General features: G+C 75.3%; 2 protein-coding genes. Both read right to left on the bottom strand.

Annotation, left to right across the window (positions count from 1 at the left end; all coding sequences use genetic code 11):
* A partial coding sequence (locus ACJA3G_RS37060; protein ID WP_406557402.1) for an EamA family transporter occupies nt 1-725 on the bottom strand: 725 nt, incomplete at its 3' end.
* 59 nt (nt 726-784) lie between these two features.
* Nucleotides 785-1273, bottom strand: a complete 489-nt coding sequence (locus ACJA3G_RS37055; RefSeq protein WP_406557401.1) for a YbaK/EbsC family protein — start codon at nt 1271-1273, stop codon at nt 785-787.
* Between the last annotated feature and the right edge of the window lie 66 nt (nt 1274-1339).

Genomic DNA, 1339 nt, shown 5'->3' with positions numbered 1-1339 from the left:
CCCCCGAACCGTTCCTTGAAGAACAGCGCCCCGATCGCCGCCCCCACGATGATGCTCGACTCGCGCAGGGCCGCCACCGGCGCCAGGGGCGCGTGGGTCTGGGCCCACAGGACCAGGCCGTACGCCGTCATGGACAGGGCCGCCCCCAGCAGCCCCCGCGCCGCGTACGGCCGCAGCTGGCCCGGCAGTTCGCCCCGGCGGCGGTACAGCGCGTACAGGGGGATCAGCAGCCCCTCCAGGATCATCAGCCACGCGATATACCCGAGCGGCGTACCGGACGCGCGGACGCCGACCCCGTCCACCACCGTGTACGACGCGATGGCCAGCCCCGTCGCCAGCGCGGCCAGCAGCGCCGGCCAGTGCGGTCGCGCGCCCGAGCCCCGGATGCCCCACAGGGCGACCCCGACCAGGCCCGCCGAGGCGACCGCCACCCCGGCCGCCTGCCACGCGTTCAGGCTCTCGCCGACGAACACCACCGCCAGCACGGTCACCACCAGCGGCGCCGTGCCCCGGGCGATCGGATACATCTGGCCGAAGTCGCCCAGGCTGAACGACCGCATGAGCAGGGCCTGGTAGCCGGTGTGCAGGGCCGCCGAGGCGGCGAGGTACGGCCAGGCGCCGGACGCGGGCAGCGGCGCGAGCACCGCGAGCAGTGCGCCGAGCACCGTCGCCCCGCCGCCGATGAGCGTGAACGCCACCAGCTGGTCCCTGATCGTGTGCGCCATCGCGTTCCAGGACGCGTGGGTGACGGCCGCGAGCAGGACGGCCAGCGCGACCCCCAGGCTCACGCCGTGCGCTCGCGGACGTCGGCCAGCGCCCCGCCCGCGTACCCGATCAGCGTCTTGGGGTCGAGCGGGAAGACGGTGTGGGGCGTGCCCGCCGCCGCCCAGACCGTCTCGTGGTCGAGGAGCGCGCGGTCGGCGAGGACCCGGGTGCGGCGCACATGGCCGAAGGGCGGGACGCCCCCGATCGCGTACCCGGTCGTCTCCCGTACGAGTGCGGCCCCCGCCCGCTTCACCGTCTCCGCGCCCAGCTCACGCCGTACGAGCTCCACGTCCACCCGCGACGAGCCGTCCAGCAGGACGATCACCGGGACCCCGTCCGCCTCGAAGACCAGCGACTTCACACTCTCGCTGACATCGCAGCCGATCGCGGCGGCGGCCTCGGCGGCGGTCCTGGTCGCGTCCGGGAAGCGGCGTACCTCCACATCGAGCCCGAGGGCGCGCAGCGCCTCGGCGAACCGGGGGTGGGCGGGGGATTCTTGAGCGCTCATGCCCCCGCAGGCTAGTGGCAGCCGTACGCCCCGCGCGAGGCGATTCCCGCCGCCCCGGCCCGGCGC

The organism is Streptomyces sp. YS-3 (assembly GCF_045257485.1).
Taxonomy (GTDB): Bacteria; Actinomycetota; Actinomycetes; order Streptomycetales; family Streptomycetaceae; genus Streptomyces.
Note: the sequence above shows the minus strand (reverse complement) of the source record. Positions and strands in the feature narration are given on the sequence as shown.

What these genes read in the sequence shown, in the direction of transcription:
- ACJA3G_RS37055 (WP_406557401.1), bottom strand. Translation starts at nt 1,273, where the DNA reads ATGAGCGCTCAAGAATCCCCCGCCCACCCCCGGTTCGCCGAGGCGCTG.